This window comes from Erwinia sp. ErVv1 (genome assembly GCF_900068895.1).
Taxonomy (GTDB): Bacteria; Pseudomonadota; Gammaproteobacteria; order Enterobacterales; family Enterobacteriaceae; genus Erwinia.
This window is the reverse complement of the sequence record NZ_CDPK01000008.1, coordinates 127,610-151,017: the sequence shown is the minus strand read 5'-3', so window position 1 is coordinate 151,017 and position 23,408 is coordinate 127,610. Positions and strand designations below refer to the sequence as shown.

Genomic DNA, 23,408 nt, shown 5'->3' with positions numbered 1-23,408 from the left:
CCCTGTGCTTTGAAAACAGAGCACAGGGAGACAGGCTCCAGACAATTCAACGTATTAGACACAGATAAGGAATACCCCCATGTCAGAACGTTTACACAATGACGTGGATCCGATCGAAACCCGCGACTGGCTACAGGCGATCGAATCGGTCATCCGTGAAGAAGGTGTTGAGCGCGCACAGTTCCTGATCGATCAGGTAATGAGCGAAGCACGCAAAGGTGGCGTGAAAGTGGCTGCGGGCGCTGGAGCCAGCAACTATGTTAACTCTATTGCCGTAGAAGACGAGCCGGACTATCCGGGCAATACGTCGCTTGAGCGCCGCATCCGTTCGGCGATCCGCTGGAACGCGATTATGACCGTTCTTCGCGCCTCGAAAAAAGACCTGGAGCTGGGCGGACATATGTCCTCTTTCCAGTCTTCTGCGACTATTTATGAAGTGTGCTTTAACCACTTCTTCCGTGCGCGCAGCGAAAAAGACGGCGGCGATCTGGTCTATTTCCAGGGACATATCTCCCCCGGCGTTTATGCACGTGCCTTCCTGGAAGGACGCCTGACGGAAGACCAGATGAATAACTTCCGCCAGGAAGTTCACGGTAAGGGTCTTTCCTCTTATCCGCATCCTAAACTGATGCCTGATTTCTGGCAGTTCCCGACCGTATCAATGGGCCTTGGCCCGATTGGCGCGATCTACCAGGCTAAATTCCTGAAGTATCTTGAGCACCGCGGTCTGAAAGATACGGCCGAACAAACCGTCTATGCCTTCCTGGGCGATGGCGAGATGGATGAGCCAGAATCAAAGGGCGCCATTACCATTGCCACCCGTGAGAAGCTGGATAACCTGGTATTTATCATTAACTGTAACCTCCAGCGTCTGGATGGCCCGGTCACCGGTAACGGCAAGATCATCAACGAACTGGCCGGGATCTTTGGCGGCGCCGGTTGGGAAGTGATCAAGGTTATCTGGGGCGGTCGCTGGGATGAACTGCTGCGTAAAGATACCAGCGGCAAGCTTATCCAGCTGATGAACGAAACCGTTGACGGCGACTATCAGACCTTTAAATCCCGCGATGGCGCTTACGTGCGCGAGCACTTCTTCGGTAAATATCCGGAGACGGCAGAGCTGGTTAAAGATATGTCTGACACCGAGATTTGGGCGCTGAACCGTGGCGGTCACGATCCGAAGAAAATCTATGCAGCGCTGAAAAAAGCACAGGATACCAAAGGCAAGCCGGTGGTGATTCTGGCGCATACCATCAAAGGCTATGGTATGGGTGATACTGCCGAAGGTAAAAACATCGCGCACCAGGTGAAGAAGATGAACATGGATGGCGTTCGCTACATCCGCGATCGCTTCAACGTGCCGGTGGACGATGCGGGCGTTGAAAAACTGCCGTACATTACCTTTGAGAAAGGCTCCGAAGAGTATAACTATCTGCACAGCCAGCGCGAGAAGCTGGGCGGCTACCTGCCAAGCCGTCAGCCTAACTTCAGCGAGAAGCTGGAGATGCCGACGCTGGAAGATTTCCGCTCGCTGCTGGAAGAGCAGAATAAAGAGATCTCCACCACCATCGCGTTTGTTCGTGCCCTGAACGTGATGCTGAAGAACAAATCGATCAAAGATCGCCTGGTGCCGATCATCGCGGATGAAGCGCGTACTTTCGGCATGGAAGGTCTGTTCCGTCAGATTGGTATCTACAGCCCGAACGGCCAGCAGTACACGCCGCAGGACCGTGAGCAGGTTGCTTACTACAAAGAAGACGAGAAAGGCCAGATCCTACAGGAAGGGATTAACGAACTGGGCGCAGGCGCATCCTGGCTGGCGGCGGCAACGTCTTACAGCACCAACAACCTGCCCATGATCCCGTTCTACATTTACTACTCCATGTTCGGTTTCCAGCGTATTGGCGACCTGTGCTGGGCGGCTGGCGATCAGCAGGCTCGCGGCTTCCTGATTGGCGGCACCTCTGGCCGTACCACGCTGAATGGCGAAGGGCTACAGCATGAAGATGGTCACAGCCACATTCAGTCGCTGACCATTCCAAACTGTATCTCTTACGATCCGGCCTATGCCTATGAAGTTGCGGTCATTATGCATGACGGCCTGGTACGCATGTACGGCGAAGCGCAGGAAAACGTCTACTACTACATTACCACCCTGAATGAAAACTACCACATGCCTGCCATGCCGCAGGGTGCGGAAGAGGGTATCCGTAAGGGTATCTACAAGCTGGAAACGGTAGAAGGGAACAAAGGTAAAGTTCAGCTGCTGGGCTCCGGCTCTATTCTGCGTCACGTCCGTGAAGCGGCACAGATTCTGGCAAACGACTACGGTGTGGGTTCTGACGTTTATAGCGTGACCTCGTTCACCGAGCTGGCCCGCGACGGTCAGGACTGCGAGCGCTGGAACATGCTGCATCCGACCGAGGCGCCACGCGTGCCTTACGTTGCCCAGATCATGAGCGATGCACCGGCCGTGGCTTCAACCGACTATATGAAACTGTTTGCCGAGCAGATCCGTACCTTTATGCCAGCCAGCGATTATCGCGTGCTGGGCACCGACGGTTTCGGACGTTCTGACAGTCGTGAAAACCTGCGTCACCACTTTGAAGTGGATGCATCTTACGTGGTGGTGGCGGCGCTGGGTGAACTGGCTAAACGCGGTGAAATTGATAAGCGCGTGGTGGCAGAAGCGATCACCAAATTCAATATTGATGCCGATAAAGTCAACCCGCGTCTGGCATAAGAGGTAAAGATTAATGGCTATCGAAATTAAGGTACCGGATATCGGTGCAGACGAAGTTGAAGTTACCGAGATCCTGGTCAAGGTGGGTGACAAGGTTGAGGTTGAGCAGTCGCTGATCGTCGTCGAGGGTGATAAAGCCTCGATGGAAGTGCCTTCTCCGCAGGCAGGCGTGGTAAAAGAGATCAAAGTGGCGACCGGCGATACCGTTGCCACCGGCAAGCTGATTATGATTTTTGACGCCGCCGAAGGCGCTGCTGATGCGGCGCCAGCGCAGGCGGAAGAGAAAAAAGAGGAAGCGAAACCCGCCGCCGCTGCTGAGTCAAAAGCAGAAAGCAAAGAGGTCAATGTTCCCGATATCGGTTCTGACGAAGTAGAAGTCACCGAGATTCTGGTCAAAGTGGGCGATTCGGTCGAGGCCGAGCAGTCGCTGATCGTTGTCGAAGGCGATAAAGCGTCAATGGAAGTGCCTGCGCCTTTCGCCGGTAAGGTGAAAGAGATCAAAATCAGCACCGGCGATAAAATTAGCACCGGCTCCCTGATTATGGTCTTCGAAACGGCGGGTTCTGCTGCTGCCCCTGCCCCTGCCGAAGCGAAGCCTGAAGTGAAAGAAGAAGCGGTCGCTGCACCTGCTGCGGCCAGCGGTTCAAAAGACGTTGCCGTACCGGATATCGGCGGCGATGACGTTGAAGTGACGGAAATACTGGTCAAAGTGGGCGATAAAGTTGCCGCTGAGCAGTCGCTGATCGTGGTCGAGGGTGATAAAGCCTCAATGGAAGTGCCTGCACCCTTTGCCGGTACCGTCAAAGAGATCAAAATCAGCACCGGCGACCGGGTGAAAACCGGTTCGCCGCTGATGGTGTTTGAGGTGGAAGGCGCTGCACCGGCAGCGGCACCTGCGGCGAAGAAAGAGGACGCAGCACCGGCAGCCGCTAAGCAGGAAGCACCGGCGGCTCCTGCCCCGGCGAAGAGTGAAGCGAAAGGTGAATTTGCCGAAAACGACGCTTACGTTCATGCGACCCCGGTTATCCGTCGCCTGGCGCGCGAGTTCGGCGTTAACCTGGCGAAGGTGAAAGGCTCGGGCCGCAAAGGCCGCATCCTGAAAGAAGACGTTCAGGCGTACGTGAAGGACGCGGTAAAACGCGCCGAGTCTGCCCCAGCCGCTGCGGCTTCTGGCGGCCTGCCGGGCATGCTGCCGTGGCCGAAAGTGGACTTCAGCAAGTTCGGTGAGATTGAAGAAGTCGAGCTGGGCCGTATCCAGAAAATCTCCGGTGCTAACCTGAGCCGTAACTGGGTGGTTATTCCACACGTTACGCAGCATGACAAGGCGGATATCACCGAGGTTGAAGCCTTCCGTAAGCAGCAGAATGACGAAGCGGCGAAGAAGAAGCTGGATCTGAAGATCACGCCGCTGGTGTTTATCATGAAGGCAGCGGCGAAAGCGCTGGAGGAGTTCCCTCGCTTCAACAGCTCGCTGTCTGAAGATGCCCAGAAGCTGACGCTGAAAAAATACATCAACATCGGCGTGGCGGTTGATACGCCAAATGGTCTGGTTGTGCCGGTCTTCAAAGATGTTAACAAAAAAGGCATTGTCGAGCTGTCTCGCGAACTTTCTGTTATCTCTAAAAAGGCCCGCGACGGCAAGCTGACTGCATCCGATATGCAGGGTGGCTGCTTCACCATCTCCAGCCTGGGCGGTATTGGCGGCACGGCATTTACGCCGATTGTTAACGCGCCGGAAGTGGCAATCCTCGGGGTGTCTAAATCCGCAATGGAGCCGGTCTGGAATGGGAAGGAGTTCATTCCCCGCCTGATGCTGCCGCTGTCGCTCTCCTTCGACCATCGGGTGATTGATGGTGCGGCGGGCGCACGGTTCGCTGCCTATATCGCCACCATCATGGCGGATATCCGCCGTCTGGTGATGTAAGGAATTAAGGCCGGCTTTTGCCGGCCTTCTCATAGCCGACTTTCGATGCCATAAGTCGACAAGGTCGTTGAAGACGTATCGGGCAGGTTGTTTGCACTCTGTTAACAATTCTGTAAACTCTTGCCCTGAATACGAACCGGCGGATGAACATCCCTCAGTTAACTAAGAGGTCATGATGAGTACAGAAATTAAAACTCAGGTCGTGGTACTTGGGGCAGGCCCTGCGGGTTACTCCGCAGCCTTCCGTTGCGCTGATTTAGGTCTGGAGACCGTCATCGTTGAACGTTTCAGCACCCTCGGCGGCGTTTGCCTGAACGTAGGGTGTATTCCCTCCAAGGCGCTGCTGCACGTTGCTAAAGTGATTGAAGAAGCGAAGGCGCTGGAAGAGCACGGCATTGTGTTCGGCAAGCCGCAGACGGATATCAACAAGATCCGCAGCTGGAAAGAGAAAGTGATTACCCAGCTGACCGGTGGTCTGTCGGGTATGGCGAAGGGCCGTAAAGTGAAGGTGGTTACCGGTCTGGGTAAATTTACCGGCGCGAATACGCTGGTGGTTGAAGGGGAAAATGGGGCAACGACCATTAACTTCGATAACGCTATTATCGCTGCGGGCTCGCGTCCTATTCAGCTTCCCTTTATTCCTCATGACGACGCGCGCGTATGGGATTCCACCGACGCACTGGAGCTGAAAGAAGTTCCTGAGCGCCTGCTGGTAATGGGCGGCGGTATCATCGGTCTGGAAATGGCGACCGTCTACCATGCACTCGGCTCACAGATCGACGTGGTCGAAATGTTTGATCAGGTTATTCCCGCTGCCGATAAAGACGTGGTGAAAGTCTTCACCAAGCGCATCAGCAAGCAGTTCAACCTGATTCTGGAAACGAAAGTGACCGCCGTTGAAGCGAAAGACGACGGTATCTACGTTTCCATGGAAGGTAAAAAAGCGCCGACCGAACCTCAGCGCTACGATGCGGTACTGGTTGCTATTGGTCGCGTACCTAACGGTAAAGGCCTTGATGCAGGTCAGGCGGGCGTGGAAGTGGACGATCGCGGCTTTATTCGCGTTGATAAGCAGATGCGCACCAACGTGCCGCATATCTACGCCATTGGCGATATCGTTGGTCAGCCGATGCTGGCGCACAAAGGCGTCCATGAAGGCCACGTAGCGGCCGAAGTGATTTCCGGTAAGAAGCACTACTTCGATCCGAAGGTGATCCCTTCGATCGCTTATACCGAGCCAGAGGTTGCCTGGGTTGGTCTGACCGAGAAAGAAGCGAAAGAAAAAGGTATCAGCTACGAGACGTCGATTTTCCCATGGGCGGCCTCGGGACGCGCTATCGCTTCCGACTGTGCAGATGGTATGACCAAGCTGATTTTCGATAAAGAGACGCATCGCGTCATCGGCGGTGCCATTGTCGGCACTAACGGCGGCGAGCTGCTGGGCGAGATTGGCCTGGCTATCGAAATGGGCTGTGACGCCGAAGATATCGCGCTAACTATCCATGCGCACCCGACGCTGCATGAGTCCGTAGGCCTGGCGGCTGAAATCTTCGAGGGTAGCATCACCGACCTGCCTAACCCGAAAGCGAAGAAGAAGTAAGCCTCTTTACTGATAAAAAAGCTCCCGGATGGGGGCTTTTTTATCTTTAAATTACTGTGCTAAGAAGTAAAGGCAGGTTAAATCTCAACTAAATAAGCGTTCCGAATAATAGATCACTTTGAGGGAAGTCAGCCCGGGTTGTGCGATCTGATCAATCGCTGAATATCCCAAATCATCCCCCGAACTGAACGACGCCTGATGCAGAAAATCATTCATAAAACGCTTGATAAAGCCCATGCCCACAGGCATATCGCCATGTTGCTGCTACATCGGGGTGATCGTGTCAGCGACGTCGGCAGAATGCTTCGCTGTGCCTGCTCTTCCATTGATCGCTGGATTAACTGGTTTACTCTTTATGGCATCGACGGCCTGAAATCGCTTTCTCCTGGTCGTGGACGCCGCTGCCTTTTTGAGCATATCTGTGCGCTTTTACGTCAGCTGGTTAAGCACTTTCCCAGTGATTTTGGGTATCAGCGTTCACAATGGAGAACAGAGTTAATGGCGATAAAACTCAGAGAGATAACGGGCTACTGCCTGCATGCTTCAACTGTCCGCCGCGGGTTACCTTCCGCCGGCTGGTGTGGCGCAGAGCCGCCCCAACACTGCATATACGTGACCCGAACAAAGATGAAAAGATGGCGGTAATCCATAGAGCGCTGGACGATTGCAGCACAGAGCATCCGGTGTTTTACGAAGATGAGGTGGATATCCATCTCAATCCCAAAATCGGTGCAGACTGGCAGAGACGGGGATAGCAGAAACGTGTTGTCACGCCGGGCCAGAACGAAAAGTATTATCTCGCAGGAGCCTTGCACAGTGGCACAGGCCGGGTCAGTTATGTGGGTGGCAGCCGTAAAAGTTCAGTGCTGTTCATAACGCTGCTGAAACATCTGAAAGCGACTTACCGGCGAGCAAAAACCATAACGTTAATCGTTGATAACTAAATTATTCACAAGAGCAGGTAAACGCTGCGCTGGCTGAAGCAAAATCCGAAGTTCAGGATAATTTATCAGCCCGTTTACTCGCCATGGGTTAACCGTATCGAACGGCTGTGGCAGGCACTGCACGAAACCATCACCCGTAATCATCAGTGCCCTTCAATGTGGCGGCTGTTGAAAAAGGTATGCCTCTTTATGAAAACCGTCAGTCCATTTCCGGGAGGCAAACATGTGCTGGCAAAAGTGTAGCGATATTAAGATCACTTATTTAGCCCTCTGTTATGCAGAGGGCATTTTGTTTCCTGAAGGCAAAAGATGTTGTTCTAATGGCGTAAGTATGATTATATAAAAACATGTTGAATTATCTTAGGGATGTTTGATAGGTAAGGTATCCCAGTGAGGAATAATGGGCACAACAAAACTGATAACCTCCGCTATGGCAAAAAAGGGTATAAACTATGTTCGCGACATAGTTGAGTCATCAAATAGTATTTTTCACGAGGTACATCAAGAAAATGATTATGGTAATGATGCATTTGTTGAGTTAGTTGATGGTGTTGATGTCAAAGGTATAACTATTGCGATTCAAGTGAAGTCAGGAAAGTCTTTTTGTACCAATAATACATGTAAAATTCCTGCATCAAAGCAACATTTCGAATATTGGAAGTCGCATTCTTTGCCTGTATTAGGGATTGTTTATGACCCTGATGAAAGTAAAGCTTATTGGGTTGATATTAAAAGTTACATCAAAAATAAGCCTGGTATTATAAAAGATGGTCCCTACACGATTAATTTTAAGAAAACAGAATTTGCAGCTTTTACGTTAAATGGTTTTGAAAAAATACTTAAGCCGATACATTTAAATAAACTAATAAAGCTACCTCTTGATCAAGCACTAAGGTTTATGGTATCTAATGACTTTACTGAACACAGTTTAGGATTACATGTATTAGTTAAGCATCATTGCAATAACTTTAATGCTTGGAATGATATTTTTAAGACGTTTAGGGAAAGAGGTATTTTAGAACTAGACCCAGCCATTATTTATTACTTAGCCCATATCCCAGGGCATCCGGATATTTTTTGGACGCAAGATCAGACTTTTACGTCCGAATTAAGATGTGAACTGCGCAGCGTCATCGAAAATTTTTCAGAGCAAGATGTTACAAAAATATTATGTCTTTTTGAAGAAGAAGATTCATTTGAACGCGGATCATTAGGACAGAATGCCGATGCGGTTATTTCTTTAGTAAAGGATAAGGAAGATAAACTATTTTCGATTATTAAAAACAGTCATCTTCCAACATATGCCAGAAATGCAGCCGTTATTTTATATGCATATTATTCTCAAGAGTCAGGGGTTAGTGCATTAAAAAAATTGGCTATCGATTATCCCGATTTAAATATGATAAAAGAAATGGTTGAACAGCTGGAGCATGAAGGGTATTTGTACCTCTACTAAATGGTTGTTCCGAATAGTAGATCACTTTGAGGGAACTCAGTCCGAATTGAGCGATCTAATCAATCGCCAAATCAAAACAAATCACCAACCGGACTGAGTAATGGCGATCATAGCACCCATTCCCGCAGCCACTGAACCAGCCCTTTCAGTACAAATGCCAGCCCGGCGCTGGCGGCTTCGATCATTATAGTATCGCTGTTCAGCGCCAGATCCCCCGTCAAGGCAACGTCAAATGACTGTTCCCGCTCGCAGAACTCCCATTTGTAGTTCATCCCGCTGGGAAAGCACATCGTCCCTATTCCCGGCGCGAGCAAAATCACTCATCTGGCTGATAGCTTTCGTGCCGCAGACATTGAGCTTGGGACAGGGGATGTTGAGTTGCTGGATCGCCTGTTCAGCAACGAGAATATTGCCGGAGAGAGTTATCACGCTGGCTAGTTTGCGCTGGTGGAGCGGAACCGCCAGCAATAGGGGGCTGTTACCTGTGTCAAAAAGAGTCATTTATCTATCACCAGCCGTGAAGTATCTTCCGGTTGAAATAGCCTCTGGTCATGTCTTTCCTTTCAACCCTGCCTGTTCTGACTTCCTCCCGCAAAATTATGTTGCTTTTTTGTAAACGGATTAACATGTCATTGAAATCCTGCTATGCTGCCCCTCGCGGAACCGGGCACCATACCCTACACATGGACAGTCGTCACGATACGGTGAACCTTCAGGGCGCCCGGTAAGCCATAACAATGTGAGCGAGGAGAACGTCGTGCTAGATGAATACCGTAAGCACGTTGCCGAGCGTGCTGCCCAGGGGATCGTTCCAAAACCTTTAGATGCTTCCCAAATGGCCGCGCTGGTTGAACTGCTGAAAAACCCGCCAGCGGGTGAAGAAGAATTCCTGTCCGATCTGTTAATTAATCGAGTCCCGCCGGGCGTTGATGAAGCGGCCTACGTGAAAGCCGGTTTCCTGGCGGCGGTCGCCAAAGGTGAAGCGACTTCTCCTCTGGTTACGCCTGAAAAAGCGGTCCAGTTACTGGGCACCATGCAGGGTGGCTACAACATTCATCCGCTGATTGACGCGCTGGACAATGAGAAGCTGGCACCCGGTGCCGCCAAAGCCCTGTCCCATACGCTGCTGATGTTTGACAGCTTCTACGACGTAGAAGAAAAAGCCAAAGCCGGTAACCCACACGCTATACAAATCATGCACTCCTGGGCCGACGCGGAATGGTATCTCTCCCGTCCGGAGCTGGCTGAGAAAATTACCGTTACCGTCTTCAAAGTCACCGGTGAAACCAACACGGACGATCTCTCTCCCGCGCCGGATGCCTGGTCCCGTCCTGATATTCCTCTGCACGCGTTAGCCATGCTAAAAAATGCCCGTGAAGGCATTGAGCCGGACGAGGCGGGTAACGTTGGCCCCATCAAACAGATTGAAGCGCTACAGGCGAAGGGGTTCCCTCTTGCCTACGTTGGCGACGTCGTAGGAACCGGCTCCTCGCGTAAATCGGCGACCAATTCGGTGCTGTGGTTTATGGGTGATGACCTGCCCTTCGTGCCAAACAAAAAAGGCGGCGGCGTAGTGCTGGGCGGCAAAATCGCCCCTATCTTCTTTAATACCATGGAAGATGCTGGCGCGCTGCCGATCGAAGTCGATGTGGATAACCTGAATACGGGCGATGTGATTGACATCTGGCCTTATAAAGGCGAAGTCAGAGATCACCTTACCGGTGAAGTGCTGGCGACCTTTGCGCTGAAAACCGACGTGCTGCTGGATGAAGTGCGCGCCGGTGGCCGTATTCCGCTGATTATCGGACGCGGCTTGACCACCAGGGCGCGTGAAGCGCTGGGCCTGCCGCACAGCACCGTATTCCGTCAGGCCAGAGACGTGGCGGCCAGTACCCGTGGATTCTCGCTGGCGCAGAAAATGGTAGGTCGCGCCTGCGGCACCGAGGGCGTACGTCCGGGAGCCTATTGTGAACCGAAAATGACCTCAGTCGGTTCGCAGGATACTACCGGGCCAATGACCCGCGATGAGCTGAAAGATCTCGCCTGCCTGGGCTTTTCCGCCGACCTGGTGATGCAGTCCTTCTGCCACACGGCGGCCTATCCAAAACCGGTAGACGTCTCGACTCACCATACGCTGCCTGACTTTATTATGAATCGCGGCGGCGTCTCCCTGCGTCCGGGCGACGGTATTATCCACAGCTGGCTGAACCGTATGCTGCTGCCGGATACCGTTGGCACCGGCGGTGACTCCCATACCCGCTTCCCGATAGGGATCTCTTTCCCTGCGGGTTCAGGCCTGGTCGCGTTTGCTGCCGCCACCGGCGTTATGCCGCTGGATATGCCGGAATCTGTGCTGGTGCGTTTCAAAGGGAAAATGGAGCCGGGGATCACCCTGCGCGATCTGGTGCATGCTATTCCGCTGTATGCCATCAGGCAGGGGCTGCTGACCGTAGAGAAGAAAGGGAAGAAAAACATCTTCTCTGGCCGCATTCTGGAAATCGAAGGTCTGCCGGACCTGAAAGTGGAGCAGGCGTTTGAGCTTTCCGATGCGTCGGCCGAGCGCTCAGCCGCGGGCTGTACCATCAAGCTGGGTAAAGATCCGATCATTGAATATCTGAACTCCAACATTGTCCTGCTGAAGTGGATGATTGCGGAAGGCTATGGCGATCGTCGTACGCTGGAACGCCGTATTCAGGGCATGGAAAAATGGCTGGCGGATCCGCAGCTGCTGGAAGGCGATGCTGACGCAGAGTATGCGGCGGTGATTGAGATCGATCTGGCCGAGATTAAAGAGCCGATCCTGTGCGCGCCTAACGATCCTGATGATGCGCGTCTGCTGTCTGACGTGCAGGGTGAGAAGATCGATGAGGTCTTTATTGGCTCCTGCATGACCAACATCGGTCACTTCCGCGCGGCCGGTAAGCTGCTGGATAGCCACAAGGGCCAGCTGCCAACGCGTCTGTGGGTGGCTCCGCCAACCAAAATGGATGCAGCGCAGCTGACCGAAGAGGGTTACTACAGCGTGTTTGGTAAAAGCGGTGCGCGCATCGAGATCCCCGGCTGTTCACTCTGTATGGGGAACCAGGCGCGGGTTGCAGACGGCGCGACGGTGGTTTCCACTTCTACCCGTAACTTCCCGAACCGTCTTGGCACCGGGGCAAACGTCTATCTGGCCTCTGCTGAGCTGGCTGCGGTTGCTTCCCTGCTGGGCCGACTGCCTGCGCCGGATGAGTATCAGCAGTTTATGAATCAGGTTGATAAGACGGCGGTGGATACCTATCGCTATCTGAACTTTGACCAGCTGAGCCAGTACACGGATAAAGCCGACGGCGTGATCTTCCAGACCGCCGTATAAAGGGGAAGTTACCCAGGCGCTGAAGATGACCACCAAACCGGGGATGAGAAATCATCTCCGGTTTTTTTTTAGAAACTCACGGTTATTCCTGCCGCAATCCCCCAGTCGTCAATACCCTCTTTTTGCAGGTACTTCTGATAGTGCATCTGACAGGAGAGTTCAGTGTTTTCTACCCGCGGGATGCTGGCGTCCGTTTTGAGCTGAAAGCTATTGCCCCTCTGGCCGGATTTAAAGCCGGTGCTCGCGCTGCCATCCTTGAAAATACGCTTATGGAGGGCATATGCACTTAGCGTAAGCGGCGGCTGTTCAGATAGCTGCCAGCTGGAGGGAGTGCTGAAGGGGCGATAAGGCAGGGCTTCTCTCTCTCCGTTGTCACCCATCCCGTCAGAGCGATCGTCCTCAGCGGGTGCAGCCTGTTCATTACTGGAGAGCGGCCATATATGAGTCCCATCGCCCATTAGCGTTTCTGAGGAAATATGATGGCTATTCCAGCCTGGAAAATAACGGCCATTATTTTTAGGAAGTTTATTATTTAAGGTTCTGGTCACTGATGGAGCCTGAGTAATAACGCTATCCGCACATGGATAGTGGCCTGGCGGCATTTCAGAAGAGTGTATATTAAACAGGTTGACCGGGGTTTTTAATTCGATCCGGTTATCCAGACTGACCCGATTGTAATGCTCAGTCTCAGGTGGGACGATGCGTTCAGACGAGATAACCGGCGCACTATCAGCCCTTATCAGAGCAGCAGAGAGGAATAAGAGCAGCGCCAGGGGGCAAAACAGGACGGATTTACGGGTAAGGTTCATTGATCGTCATCCTTGATCATATACCAATGCATCATGCATTTCTTGCGCGAATTTTATCCTAAGGCATTCGTTTTTACAAATGTCGTCTAATCAAGGTCCCTACTTAATTTTTTGTTTTGCGAGCCAGGTTCATAATATGTTTTCACTTCACCTAAAGCGGTGAGGCTTTACAATTTCTTAAGTGCACGCGTAACCTGATGCAGATGAAGAAGACAATATTTTCGCGGCTTCCTGGCTACTCCCTCAATCGCAGTCGGCAATGAATAACGTGGTAAAGTAACCGGATCCTGTCAGAATGAGAGCATGGCTGAAGCATCAACTTCGACAGCTGCATGTATAAGGGTATTACCGTGGAATATGAGTTTTTACGCGACATCACCGGCGGCGTGAAGGTCCGCATGTCAATGGGCCATGAGGCCGTCGGTCACTGGTTTAATGAAGAGGTGGAGGGCAACCTGACGCTGCTGGATGAGGTCGAGGCCGCCGTTCAGGAGGTGAAGGGCAGCGAGCGCCAGTGGCAGCGCATCGGGCATGAGTATACGCTGTGGCTGGATGAAGAAGAGGTGATCATTCGCGCGAATCTGCTCAGCTTTGAGGGGGATGAGATTGAAGAGGGAATGAACTACTACGATGAAGAGAGCCTGTGCTTCTGCGGCGTGGAGGATTTCCTTGCGGTGATTGCCGCCTACCGGGCCTTTTTGCAGGGGCGATAATCGGTCTGCACAGGTAAGATGGGCGTCATCGGCTGGCGGTTTCACGCCGTCGATAGCCCAGCTATATCAGACCCGCCACTGCTGCTGAAACAAAACGGGCGACACAGAGGCCGCCCGTATTTCGTCAACAGCAACAGGTTACTGTGTTTTCAGTCCAACGGACGGAATGTTGCGTCCGTAATAGATCTCACGCATCTCTTTCCACAGCAGATCGGTTATACGCTTGTGCTCCTGCGGACTAAGATCTTCCGGTTTGGTATTAAACAGGTAGTGTTTCAGATCGAACTCTTTCAGCATCATCTTGGTATGAAACATATTTTCCTGATAGACGTTCACATCCATCATGTCGTACATCGATTTCATGCTGTCAGACATAAAATTCTGAATAGAATTGATCTGGTGGTCGATGTAGTGCTTCACGCCATTCACGTCACGAGTGAAACCCCTGACGCGGTAGTCGATGGTGACAATGTCTGATTCAAGCTGGTGAATCAGGTAGTTAAGCGCCTTTAGGGGGGAAATCACTCCGCAGGTCGATACTTCAATATCGGCACGGAAGGTGCAAAGGCCGCCCTGCGGGTGGCTCTCTGGATAGGTATGCACGCAGATATGGCTTTTATCCAGGTGCGCGACCACCGACTCCGGCAGCGGGCCAGGGTGCTCGGAATTATCAATATCTTTAGGATCAACCGGTTCCTCACTCACGAGGATGGTGACGCTGGCGCCCTGTGGCTCATAGTCCTGTCGGGCGATATTCAGCACGTTAGCGCCGATAATCGAACAGGTTTCGCTCAGGATTTCCGTCAGGCGGTTGGCATTATACTGTTCATCAATGTACGCAATGTATCCGTCACGCTCTGCATCTGTATTCGCGTAACAGATATCGTAGATACAAAAACTCAGGCTTTTGGTCAGGTTGTTGAAGCCATGTAGTTTAAGCTTTTGCAATTTCGTTCACCCCCTTAAAATACACCGTCAGTTAGCCAGCGCATTCAACAGATATTGCGGCAGGGCAAAGCTGCCGGTATGGATTGCCGGATTGTAATAGCGGCAATTCAGGTTGGCGGCATCAAAGCGCGCCTGTAGCGTGGCCGTATCAAGCTGGCGCAGCGCTGGATTGTTACTCGCCCAGGCGAAGGTCATAATCCCGCCGTAGTAGGTGGGGATTGCCGCCTGGTAGAAGCTGACGTCGTTAAAGTAGTGGCTCAGCTTACGGTGGCTGTTAATGGCCTCATCCTGCTGTAAAAAGCAGACCCCGTTTTGTGCCACAAAAATGCCATCTTCATTGAGGCAGCGGCGACAGCCTTCGTAAAACTCCGAAGTAAACAGACTCTCTCCGGGACCGATAGGGTCGGTGCAGTCAGAGATGATCACGTCAAATTTATCCTGGCACTGGCTGACAAAATTCACGCCATCATCAATCACCAGCGTAAAGCGCGGATCGTCATAGGCACCCGCGCTATGGTTCGGCAGATACTGTTTGCAGAACGTCACGACGCCGGCGTCGATCTCTACCATGGTGATGTGCTCGACGCTTTTATGCCGGCTGACTTCGCGCAGCATCGCGCCATCGCCACCGCCGATAATTAACACCCGCTTCGCGGCACCCTGTGCCAGCAGCGGGACGTGCGTCATCATTTCATGATAGATGAATTCATCGCGCTCCGTGGTTTGTACCACGCCGTCAAGTGCCATAACGCGACCTAAAGCGGCATTCTCGAAGATAACCAGATCCTGATGTCCGGTTTTTTCACGGTACAGGACTTTGTCGACAGCGAAATACTGTCCAAACCCGGCATGAAGCGTTTCATACCACATTTCTTTTTCGGCCATGGTGGGACTCTCCTTCCTCATAAACAGCCACGAAAAATGGGCGCGATATAATAGCTAACTCTGACCGCGGTTGCACGGTCAAATTATCAACAAAGCATAGATAAGAAAGAGGATTATTTCACCCAGGCGAGCAGGCTAAGAGAATCACGCGCGAGAGATTTGCATTTATCAGCGTTAGGCACCGCAATACCGCTCAGATCGCGATAGCTGTCTTCACCTAAGGCTTTCATATTAAAACTGTCGTAGTTAGCCAAATCCCAGCGATTTTGCTGGGCGAAAAAGGCCAGCGCCCGGCGGATCTGCGTGTCAGGCAGATCCTGATAACCACAGTCATTCTTCAGATAAACAAAAACGGCGGTAAGATCCGCCATGTCTTCCGCTTCCGATTCGCTCAGGGCAAAACTGGTCGACGAGAAGCCGAAGAGGCCCAGTATCAACAGAGCCTTGATGCTTTTCTTCATACATTGTTCTCAGAGGTTGGCAATAGGCTGAACTTAGCACAGTTACGGGGCGGCTACAGACAAATTTGCCAGAGAAACGCGCTGAAAAGGCGATTTAATGACGGTGGATGGCGCAGAGGGACCGGCAAGGCTTGACCTTCCCGCAGGGTAAGGGTTTATGCTGCGTCACTGATACCGACCGCCAGCGTAAGGACAGGGTAATGCAACGTCGTGATTTTATTAAGCTGAGTGCCGCAGCAGGCGCAGCCAGCGCGCTGCCGCTGTGGAGCCGTTCACTGATGGCCGCGATGCCCCGGGCCGAATTGCCCATTCCCAGCCTGTTGACGCCGGACCCGCGCGGTGTCATGAACATCACCGCGCAGCAGGGCAAAACCGTCTGGCAGGGTCAGTCGGTCACCAGCTGGGGCTATAATGGCAGCCTGCTCGGCCCGGCCATTCAGCTTGAGCGCGGCAAGGCCGTCACCCTTAACGTTCACAACGCCCTGCCCGAAGCGACCACGGTTCACTGGCACGGGCTGGCACTGCCCGGCGACGTTGACGGTGGCCCGCAGGCGCTGATTGCGCCGGGTGCCAGCCGCAGCGTCAGCTTCACGCCCGATCAGCCCGCTGCCACCTGCTGGTTCCATCCTCATCAGCACGGCAGGACCGGCTACCAGGTCGCACAGGGGCTGGCCGGACTGGTTCTGATGAATGATGAGGCAAGCGGTAAGCTGCTGTTGCCGAAAATCTGGGGGGTGGATGATATTCCGGTGATCCTCCAGGACAAACGGCTGAGCGCCGATGGCAGCCGGATTGATTATGAACTGGACGTGATGGGCGCGGCGGTTGGCTGGTTCGGGAATACGATGCTGACTAACGGGGCTATTTACCCGCAGCATGCCGTACCGCGCGGCTGGCTGCGCCTGCGCCTGCTGAATGGCTGCAATGCCCGCTCGCTTAATCTGACCGCCAGCGATGACCGCACCCTGTATGTCATTGGCAGCGACGGCGGCTTACTGTCCGAGCCGGTGCCGCTGAAGACACTGTCAATGATGCCGGGCGAGCGCTTTGAAGTGCTGGTTGATACCCACGATGGCAAAGCGTTTGACCTGCAGACGCTGCCGGTGCGGCAGATGGGCATGACGCTGGAACCGTTCAACCAGCCGCTGCCGGTACTGAGCATTATCCCGCTACGGGTTATGGCGAGCGGCACGCTGCCCGACAGGCTGGTTGAGCTACCGGCGCTGCCGGAGCAGGTGGATAAGAGCCGCTGGCTACAGCTGTCGATGGATCCGGAACTTGAGCGTCGCGGGATGCTGGCGCTCATCAAAAAGTATGGTGGTGCGGCAATGGCCGGTATGGGCGGCGATGCACATGACCCCGACGATAACGACGCGGCACCTGAGAAAAGGTGTGCGGATGGCGGCATGGCGGGTATGTCGCATCCGCAGCCTCAGCAGGATGAGTACGATTTTCATAGTGGCAATAAGATCAATGGCGTGGCCTTTGATATGGCTAAACCCGCGTTCGATGTGCCGCGCGGAACGGTAGAAAAGTGGACTGTCTCCGGGGAAGGCGATGAGATGCTTCATCCGTTTCATATTCACGGCACGCAGTTCCGCATCCTCTCCGAAAACGGCAAAGCCCCGGCGGCGCACCGCAGTGGCTGGAAGGATATGGTCAGGGTTGAGGGGTGGCGCAGTGAAGTGCTGGTACGCTTTGATTATGCCGCGACAAAAGAGCAGGCCTATATGGCGCACTGCCATCTGCTGGAGCATGAGGATACGGGGATGATGCTGGGCTTTACCGTCAGCTGAGGCCAGTCTAAGGCGGGCAGGGCCCCGCCTTTAACCCGTCATAGCCGACGGCAATGGGGTGAAAAATCGTTACCTTAGGGCAGCAGGCTGGCTTAAGGTTGAGGTCGCCCCATCGTTATTGGTTGCGGTGGCGGTCACATTGGCAACCTGTAACCTGGCCGGTAAGGTCAGCTGATAGTGGAAGTGGGCCTGGCCATTCGCCCCTATCGCCACCATCTGATAACCCAGAATGTCTTCCGCCTCGTTTTCATCCGCACGACGATTGGAAAAGAACTCTATTCGGTAGAGCGTATTGGCAATGCCCTTAACCTCTCCCTCTACGCTAAGCTGCCCGGCATGAAGCGTCACCCGATCGAGGTGCGGCGCGGTTTGCCCCTCATTTGGGGTCGGTTCGCAGCCCGCCACTCTTCCGTCAATTGCACAGATCTTCTCCATTTTGCTGGTGTCTTCGCTGATACCGCCGCCGCGATTACCAATAAAAGCAGCATGTTCCAGGCCCGGAACGTTAAAGACAATTGCCCCGGCTAAGTGCGGCAGGCAGCTGCCTCCGGCAAAGCAGCGTTTAATATTTCTGCCGTTGTCGATCATGATATTTTCGCTGATGCGGTTACTGGAGATCCCGCTGATACGGTTAATACCGAAGCGGCCATCCTTACCGGCTTCGCCCTGTGGGCGCACTGACACGGCCACGCGGTTACCCGTCATGGTATTGCCATCGACGATATTACCGCTGCCGCTCAGGGTGACGGCGGAGGAGAGATTAACGAAGGTGTTGGCCGCGATATAGTTACGGTTACCCCAGTTAATCTGAACGCCATCTGAGTAATTTTCGAAATGATTACGAATGATCTCATTATCATTGCCCCACAGCATTTCCAGCCCCTGTGAGGGCTCCTTATTATTGACTAAATCTGTGGTGATAAAATTATCTGCAATAAGATTAAAGGAGGCACCCCGGGTGGCTTCCATGGAATCACCATTATTAATAAAGGTGTTGCGCAATATTTTATTCCTCTGCGTTGTTGTGGCAGTGGAGTTTCCTTTACCATCGTCACCGGTTAACATTAATCCCGCGCCGCCATGATTAGCGACAATGCGGTTGTCTTCGATGACATTATCGCTGGAGCGGTTAATTAAAATGCCAATACAAAAGTTTGTAATCTCCAGCCCCTGTAATGTTACGTGGCCGGTATCACGCAGCACTAAACCGGGAAGGCTGGTGGTACGCACGTTGGCGCCATACTGCCCCTCGACCGCACCGGGACAGGCGCGGGGATCGACGGGTTTAATATAGCCGCTGCCGTCAATGGCGATATAATCATTGGTTTTCCGCCAGTCCGTGTTGATAATCTCTACCGGACCCATCAGCGGGGGTAAAGGCTGTTGCAGTTTGATTGCATAAGGTTTCTTTCCCAGCGTATGTAATTCAATACGATAATTTCCCGGATGCTGGTTATTTTTAAGTATTGCCCAGCGCAGCGTCCCCGGACTGGCATCGTCCGCGTAGGAGGTTATCTGTAATACGTTCTGCGGTGGGATGTCGTTCTCCGCGGCGTGAATGGTTGGCTGTATCAGACAGGAAATTAGTACGAGCAACGTTCTCTTAATCATTTTAATGCCACCTTGATTTTTGTATTCTCAAGGCAAGGGGCGTCCCTGGTGCCGCTTGACCTTTTTAGTTAAAATCTTTCTTTTAAACAGGCGTATTGGCAGGTGATTAATTTTATAATTTATAGGTATAAATAATTTTTTTATAATTATGGCGATAAAACATCATGGTTAAACAGGTGGCAGCGGGCGGGTTTAGCTCTAAACGAGCCAGCTGCTTTACTTTTTCAGGCTAACCCTATCAGAATATCATGCTCCACAGCGCCGAGATGGGCATGGCCAGCACCAGGGCGGGCAGCATATTGGCCACCGGAAACACCTTGATACCGCAGATGCGAAAACCCGTCGCAAACATCAGTACGCCACCGACGGCTGAGAAATCCGCCTGCATGGCTGGCGTGGTCATCGGTAGAATAAACACGGCACCGTAAGCCAGCAGCAGCTGGATAATCAGCTGGGGTATCGCCACAATGGCGACCGAAAACCCGAGCGTGGTAGCAAAAATGGCCGCGGTAAAGAGATCGAGGAAAGACTTGGCAATCAGAATGCTAAAGTCGCCGGTCATTCCCTCATGCATGGAACCGAAAATCCCCGTGCCGCTGGCGCAAAACAGGACGATAATCGCCACGTAACTTTGCAGAAATTGCGCCTGTGACTCTTCACTGCCCGGCTCCGTACGCACCACCAGTTCTACCAGTCCGCGCGCCTTTGCACCCAGCTTACCGATTCCTCTCTCAAGATAAACCAGCTCGCCTAACAGGGCCCCAAGGATCACCGACAGCACCATCACCGGCATATGGGACACTTTATTGACCAGCACGATCCCCATACACATTGAGGCCGCGCCAAAAATCAGCGGCATTGAGGTGCGTACTCGTTCAGGCAGTTTACTGCTCAGCAGGGCACCCGCAATACCGCCAATCAGCACGGCGGCACCGTTGATATAAGGTCCAATAATCACGACTTGTCACTCCTTGTTTAAACTTACGGTCTCACCCCAGCGGGGCAGCTCCGCACACTCCACACCGAATAAACCCAGCGCCCGCGCCACGCTGTGGGAAATGATCTCCTCAACGCTTTGTGGCCTGGCGTACAGGGCTGGCACCGGAGGGAAAATAATGCCGCCACAGTCCGTTACCCGTTGCATATTGCGCAAATGACCCGCGTGGAGCGGCGTTTCCCGCACCATCAACACCAGCCGCCTGCGCTCTTTTAGTACCACATCGGCTGCACGGGTCAGTAGATTATCCGTTACGCCGCTGGCGATGGCAGCCAGGGAGTGCATCGAACAGGGTGCAACCAGCATGCCCATGGTCTGAAAAGAGCCGCTGGAAATAGCGGCCCCGACCGCCCGGATGGGATGCACCACATCCGCCAGTGCCATCACATCCTCCTCGCTCAGGTCGGTTTCGTGCTCCCGATTGAGGTGGGCAGACGGCGAGATAACCAGATGACTTTCTATCTCAGCCTGGCGCAGGAAGCGTAGCGCCTGGACACCGTATGAAAAGCCGGAGGCACCGCTGATACCGACTATCAGCCGCTGTTTTTTCAGCAAATTGACTGACCCTGACATACCTTCTCCTGTTTACTTTTTAAAGCCCGGAATAAAGCGGTTAACGTCAACCTCCAGGAACTGGCTGCGGATAAAGTTCTTTTTCAGATGATAAGGCACGGTACAGTCAAAAATGGCTTTACAGGCAATGCCATGGGCGCGGATGGAGGGGCTGAAAGCGGGATCCGAAGAGGGATCGAGCGGATGGCAGCGTACGCCTGGAATTAAGGTGGTGCTGACATCAGCCTGATAGCGCGTCGTCATCGCCCACATCACGTCACTGAGATCGAAGATATCGACATCCTCATCCACCAGCATAATGTGCTTCAGTTCGGAAAAGGCCGAGAACGCCAGCAGCGCGGCCTGTTTCTGCCGTCCTTCATCCACCAGAGAACGTTTTTTGACCTGCAACACCGCCAGATACTTGCCGGTTCCCGGTGACGGGCAGTGCACATTCTGAACGAAGCCGGGCAGGGCGCGTTCAACCATTTGCAGAATACTGGCTTCGGTTGGGATCCCGGCCATATTGGTGTGTTCGTCGCTGGGACCAATGCAGGTCTGCAAAATGGGGTGGCGACGATGGGTAATGGCTTTCACTTTGATCACCGGCACTTCTGCCTGAGCGTCACCGGTGTAGCCGGGGAACTCTGGCATGGCTTTGCCGGTATTGGTGTTCTGATCTTCGCGAACCCGAACGTTAGGCAGTAATTCACCCTCAATCACCACTTCGGCGTTAGCGATACCGCGTGCTTTGACGCTGACGCAGTCCACCAGCTCAACCGCCTGGTTACGCAGGCTACCGGCAATAGACAGCTCATCAAAACCCAACGGCGTGGTCGGTGGCTCAAAGCAGGCACCGATTTCAATGGCGGGATCGACACCAATGCTGATTGAAATAGGCAGGGGTTTGCCCGCAGCTTCGGCTTTCTGACGGAAAACATCCAGATGGCGACCCGGCACGAAGTACATGGAGATCTCATCTTTACTCTGCACGCACAGACGGTGAATGGTCACGTCATGTTCGCCGGTTTCCGGATCGGCCGCATAGCACATGCCCAGGGTAAAGTAGGGACCGGCATCGTCGGGGGTATTGGTCGGGGCGGGCAGCAGCTTAAGAATATCGAAATCGGGATCGGTTGCCAGGTGCACCACTTCCTGACAGGCGGCTTTTTCACGCGGGATAACGACAGGGGCAATTGGCGTATTGACTGAATCCTTCAGCATAAAGGCCAGCTTTTCAGGAGTGGTACCAAACAGGCGCGCCACGCGTTTACGCGATGACAGCAGGCCAATCAGGACGCGCATATCATCATAGCCTTTGATTTTATTGAAAATCATGGCTGGCCCGATTTGAGTAGGACGCTGCACGGTACCGTTGGCCCCAACGTAACGATAAACACCGGATAGCTCGGCAATGGGATCGACGGGTTCATCGGTATAAATCAACTCGTCATCATACTGACTCAGGAGTGCCAGTGCGGAGCGAAGGTCTGTGACCTTTGGCTGGGTATCCTGTTTATTCTTTTCAGACATCTTAATAAACCTCAACGCATTTCATCACCATCACGCCAGCCCGGACTCTACTGACGCAGCCGTCAGCAGCCGCGAGGTCAGTCGCTGATGGCCCTGCCTGCCGCTGCTGTCCTTGCAGTTTCAGGACCCCGGTGATATATGTCCAATAATAAATAACGCCTTTCTGATAAGGAATTTTTATTACTGATGGACAATCGTCAACTGCACTCCTTTGTGGTCCTGGCCGAAGAACTTCATTTCGGTAAGGCGGCGCTCAGGCTGAATATCGCCCAGCCAGCATTAAGCCAGCATATTAAGGCGCTGGAACAGGAGTGGGGGGTGATGCTGTTTTTACGTAACCGGCGCAGCGTGGTATTAACGCATGAGGGGGCGCAGCTGCTGGCGGATGCGCGCCTGGCGGTCAGCCACTATGAAAAGATTCGCGAAACGGCGTTAAGCCTGCGCAAGGGGTTTAAAGGGCGGATTCGGCTGGGCTATGTAGGCTCATCTATTATCGATCCGGTACTGGCAATGTTAATCAGCGGTTACCGAAAAGCCCGTCCCGAGATAGAAATTGCCATTGAAGAACATGATGTTAACCGGCAATTAACCTTACTGTTAAATGATGAGCTGGATATTGCGCTGGTGCGTTCGCCCGTTCCCCGCCAGGCGCAGCTGGATTATCTGGATTTGACCACCCGGCCGCTGATTGCGGTGCTGCCGCACCATCATCCGCAGTTACATAACACGCGTATCAGCCTGAGCGATCTGGCAGAGGAGCCGTTCCTTATCCAGCAGGACCCACCGGGGGTGGGTCTGGGCTGGTCAACGCTTTCAGCCTGCCTGCGCGCGGGTTTTACGCCGCAAAAGGTTCAGTTTACCCGGGATGTTTCCGTCGCCATTGGTCTGGTGGCCATCGGCATGGGCGTCACGCTGGCACCGGAAACCCAGCTTTCGGTGATGGTGCCGGAGGTGGACTACTGCCATCTGGATGACCCGTTAGCCACCACCACGCTGACGTTAAGCTGGCAGAAGCATATGCACAACAGCGCGGTGCGCGATTTTATCGCCTGTGCCCGCGAGCTGCTGTACTGAGCCTGCG

17 protein-coding genes and 1 pseudogene are annotated in these 23,408 nt (G+C 53.2%); 9 read left to right on the top strand and 9 right to left on the bottom strand.

The annotated features are described in order from the left end of the window. The first annotated feature begins 79 nt into the window (after positions 1 to 79). The 5 genes and pseudogenes from aceE (at position 80) to A1830_RS13315 (ending at position 8,667) form a co-directional block, all read left to right on the top strand. Entirely contained in the window at positions 80 to 2,743 is a 2,664-nt protein-coding gene (gene aceE / locus A1830_RS13335) for a pyruvate dehydrogenase (acetyl-transferring), homodimeric type (RefSeq protein WP_067706718.1), read from the top strand. A 13-nt stretch (positions 2,744 to 2,756) separates the two neighbouring features. Next, a complete protein-coding gene (aceF, locus tag A1830_RS13330; RefSeq protein ID WP_067706715.1) occupies positions 2,757 to 4,667 on the top strand; it encodes a pyruvate dehydrogenase complex dihydrolipoyllysine-residue acetyltransferase in 1,911 nt (636 codons plus the stop codon). A 175-nt stretch (positions 4,668 to 4,842) separates the two neighbouring features. Further along, positions 4,843 to 6,267 carry a dihydrolipoyl dehydrogenase gene (lpdA, locus tag A1830_RS13325; protein ID WP_067706711.1) on the top strand — a complete coding sequence of 475 codons (1,425 nt, stop codon included), beginning with the start codon at positions 4,843 to 4,845 and terminating at the stop codon, positions 6,265 to 6,267. 198 nt (positions 6,268 to 6,465) lie between these two features. Then, positions 6,466 to 7,454: pseudogene (locus tag A1830_RS13320) on the top strand (IS630 family transposase). 157 nt (positions 7,455 to 7,611) lie between these two features. Beyond that, positions 7,612 to 8,667 carry a DUF4365 domain-containing protein gene (locus tag A1830_RS13315; RefSeq protein ID WP_067706707.1) on the top strand — a complete coding sequence of 352 codons (1,056 nt, stop codon included), beginning with the start codon at positions 7,612 to 7,614 and terminating at the stop codon, positions 8,665 to 8,667. 107 nt (positions 8,668 to 8,774) lie between these two features. Here A1830_RS13315 and A1830_RS22670 read toward each other — a convergent pair whose 3' ends face one another. Continuing rightward, positions 8,775 to 8,957: a type 2 periplasmic-binding domain-containing protein gene (locus A1830_RS22670; RefSeq protein ID WP_156485001.1), complete on the bottom strand. Its 183-nt coding sequence runs from the start codon at positions 8,955 to 8,957 to the stop codon at positions 8,775 to 8,777. Between the two features lie 467 nt (positions 8,958 to 9,424). On the opposite strand from A1830_RS22670, the gene acnB reads away from it, so the two are divergent. Beyond that, positions 9,425 to 12,022: a bifunctional aconitate hydratase 2/2-methylisocitrate dehydratase gene (gene acnB / locus A1830_RS13305; protein WP_156485000.1), complete on the top strand. Its 2,598-nt coding sequence runs from the start codon at positions 9,425 to 9,427 to the stop codon at positions 12,020 to 12,022. A gap of 68 nt (positions 12,023 to 12,090) precedes the next feature. Here the strand turns inward: acnB and A1830_RS22665 are convergent, their stop codons facing one another. Continuing rightward, a complete protein-coding gene (locus A1830_RS22665) occupies positions 12,091 to 12,480 on the bottom strand; it encodes a hypothetical protein (RefSeq protein ID WP_156484999.1) in 390 nt (129 codons plus the stop codon). Positions 12,481 to 13,181: 701 nt separating this feature from the next. Between A1830_RS22665 and yacL the strand changes: the two genes are divergently transcribed. Beyond that, the gene (yacL, locus tag A1830_RS13295; protein ID WP_067706924.1) at positions 13,182 to 13,544 is read left to right on the top strand and encodes a protein YacL; all 363 of its coding nucleotides are present in this window, start codon (positions 13,182 to 13,184) and stop codon (positions 13,542 to 13,544) included. A gap of 138 nt (positions 13,545 to 13,682) precedes the next feature. Here the strand turns inward: yacL and speD are convergent, their stop codons facing one another. From speD to A1830_RS13280, 3 genes are all read right to left on the bottom strand, one after another. Beyond that, complete coding sequence (speD, locus tag A1830_RS13290; protein ID WP_067706696.1) at positions 13,683 to 14,492, bottom strand: adenosylmethionine decarboxylase; 810 nt, start codon at positions 14,490 to 14,492, stop codon at positions 13,683 to 13,685. 27 nt (positions 14,493 to 14,519) lie between these two features. Then, complete coding sequence (gene speE / locus A1830_RS13285) at positions 14,520 to 15,377, bottom strand: polyamine aminopropyltransferase (protein ID WP_067706692.1); 858 nt, start codon at positions 15,375 to 15,377, stop codon at positions 14,520 to 14,522. A gap of 113 nt (positions 15,378 to 15,490) precedes the next feature. Continuing rightward, positions 15,491 to 15,838 carry a YacC family pilotin-like protein gene (locus A1830_RS13280; protein WP_067706688.1) on the bottom strand — a complete coding sequence of 116 codons (348 nt, stop codon included), beginning with the start codon at positions 15,836 to 15,838 and terminating at the stop codon, positions 15,491 to 15,493. 200 nt (positions 15,839 to 16,038) lie between these two features. Between A1830_RS13280 and cueO the strand changes: the two genes are divergently transcribed. After that, entirely contained in the window at positions 16,039 to 17,634 is a 1,596-nt protein-coding gene (cueO, locus tag A1830_RS13275; protein WP_067706685.1) for a multicopper oxidase CueO, read from the top strand. Between the two features lie 69 nt (positions 17,635 to 17,703). On the opposite strand, the gene A1830_RS13270 is transcribed toward cueO, so the two are convergent. From A1830_RS13270 to A1830_RS13255, 4 genes are all read right to left on the bottom strand, one after another. Next, positions 17,704 to 19,245 (bottom strand): NosD domain-containing protein, encoded by a 1,542-nt coding sequence (locus A1830_RS13270; protein WP_067706680.1) that lies wholly within the window; start codon positions 19,243 to 19,245, stop codon positions 17,704 to 17,706. Positions 19,246 to 19,483: 238 nt separating this feature from the next. Beyond that, positions 19,484 to 20,203: a DUF554 domain-containing protein gene (locus A1830_RS13265; RefSeq protein WP_067706677.1), complete on the bottom strand. Its 720-nt coding sequence runs from the start codon at positions 20,201 to 20,203 to the stop codon at positions 19,484 to 19,486. 6 nt (positions 20,204 to 20,209) lie between these two features. Further along, positions 20,210 to 20,815, bottom strand: coding sequence for a UbiX family flavin prenyltransferase (locus A1830_RS13260; protein WP_067706674.1), 606 nt, complete (start codon positions 20,813 to 20,815; stop codon positions 20,210 to 20,212). 12 nt (positions 20,816 to 20,827) lie between these two features. Beyond that, a complete protein-coding gene (locus tag A1830_RS13255; protein WP_067706671.1) occupies positions 20,828 to 22,327 on the bottom strand; it encodes a UbiD family decarboxylase in 1,500 nt (499 codons plus the stop codon). A gap of 186 nt (positions 22,328 to 22,513) precedes the next feature. Here A1830_RS13255 and A1830_RS13250 point away from each other — a divergent pair, with 186 nt between their 5' ends. Further along, the gene (locus A1830_RS13250; RefSeq protein ID WP_067706668.1) at positions 22,514 to 23,401 is read left to right on the top strand and encodes a LysR family transcriptional regulator; all 888 of its coding nucleotides are present in this window, start codon (positions 22,514 to 22,516) and stop codon (positions 23,399 to 23,401) included. The last annotated feature ends 7 nt before the right edge of the window (positions 23,402 to 23,408 follow it).

Coding starts and splice junctions, on each gene's coding strand:
- aceE (WP_067706718.1), top strand. CDS start 80: ATGTCAGAACGTTTACACAATGACGTGGATCCGATCGAAACCCGCGAC.
- aceF (WP_067706715.1), top strand. CDS start 2,757: ATGGCTATCGAAATTAAGGTACCGGATATCGGTGCAGACGAAGTTGAA.
- lpdA (WP_067706711.1), top strand. CDS start 4,843: ATGAGTACAGAAATTAAAACTCAGGTCGTGGTACTTGGGGCAGGCCCT.
- A1830_RS13315 (WP_067706707.1), top strand. CDS start 7,612: ATGGGCACAACAAAACTGATAACCTCCGCTATGGCAAAAAAGGGTATA.
- A1830_RS22670 (WP_156485001.1), bottom strand. CDS start 8,957: ATGTGCTTTCCCAGCGGGATGAACTACAAATGGGAGTTCTGCGAGCGG.
- A1830_RS22665 (WP_156484999.1), bottom strand. CDS start 12,480: ATGGGCGATGGGACTCATATATGGCCGCTCTCCAGTAATGAACAGGCT.
- speE (WP_067706692.1), bottom strand. CDS start 15,377: ATGGCCGAAAAAGAAATGTGGTATGAAACGCTTCATGCCGGGTTTGGA.
- A1830_RS13280 (WP_067706688.1), bottom strand. CDS start 15,838: ATGAAGAAAAGCATCAAGGCTCTGTTGATACTGGGCCTCTTCGGCTTC.
- cueO (WP_067706685.1), top strand. CDS start 16,039: ATGCAACGTCGTGATTTTATTAAGCTGAGTGCCGCAGCAGGCGCAGCC.
- A1830_RS13270 (WP_067706680.1), bottom strand. CDS start 19,245: ATGATTAAGAGAACGTTGCTCGTACTAATTTCCTGTCTGATACAGCCA.
- A1830_RS13260 (WP_067706674.1), bottom strand. CDS start 20,815: ATGTCAGGGTCAGTCAATTTGCTGAAAAAACAGCGGCTGATAGTCGGT.
- A1830_RS13255 (WP_067706671.1), bottom strand. CDS start 22,327: ATGTCTGAAAAGAATAAACAGGATACCCAGCCAAAGGTCACAGACCTT.
- A1830_RS13250 (WP_067706668.1), top strand. CDS start 22,514: ATGGACAATCGTCAACTGCACTCCTTTGTGGTCCTGGCCGAAGAACTT.